Source organism: Pseudoalteromonas sp. Angola-30 (genome assembly GCF_028599215.1).
In the GTDB taxonomy this organism is placed as follows: Bacteria; Pseudomonadota; Gammaproteobacteria; order Enterobacterales; family Alteromonadaceae; genus Pseudoalteromonas; species Pseudoalteromonas atlantica.
On record NZ_JAQREI010000044.1, the window covers coordinates 1 to 774 of the forward strand.

General features: G+C 52.3%; 1 protein-coding gene. It reads right to left on the bottom strand.

Features of this window, described 5'->3' with window-relative positions; translation table 11 throughout:
• Positions 1–774 (bottom strand): Ig-like domain-containing protein (locus PSH54_RS20505; protein ID WP_273607003.1); only part of this gene is annotated, 774 nt, incomplete at both ends.

Here is a 774-nt window from a genome sequence, read left to right on the forward strand (position 1 = left end):
CTGTAAAGGTTTCGGTGGTAATGCCATCGCTAACGCTGATGCTAATTACCGTGCCGGCTGGTGCATTCGTGGTACCACTAATGGTTGGCGTGCTGTCGTTGGTGGCACCCACAGTATCGAGTGTCAGTGTCGGGGCAAGGCTATCAAGGGTGCCCGATTGCGTAGCGCCGCCTGTATTGCCCGCCGCATCCGTAATGCTGGCTTGTACACTGTAGCTGCCATCAGGTAATTCTGGGCTGATTGCTTGCCAGTTGCCGTTGACATCCACGGTGGCGGTGAGCGGTGTTTCATCCCCATTACTGTCGGTGATTACAATGTTAACAACTGTGCCTTCTGGCTCAGTTGAAGTACCACTAATAAGTGGGGTGCTGTCGTTACCAAGTCCCAGTGCATCCACGGTTACAACCGGGGTAATAGTATCTACATTGCCACTGCTGTTGGCGGTACTTTCATTGCCTGCGGCATCAGTAATACTGGCCGTTACAGTAAAGTCACCTTGTGCCAGCGCACTGGGCACTTCAATATCCCAATGCCCATCCGTACCAATGGTGGTGGTAATGGTTTGCACAGCGCCGTCACTGTCGGTCACGGTGAGTGTTACCGTGCCGCCAATTTCGTTACTGGTGCCTTGTAATGTAGGGGTTAAGTCGTTTATATCGCCTACATTTTGTATCGTAAGCGTTGGCGCTTGCGTGTCGATAGTCGTGGTTTCACTCACGGTGGTTTCGTTGCCTACGCTGTCGCGTACGCTCACTTCAATTGTGCTTTCACCTT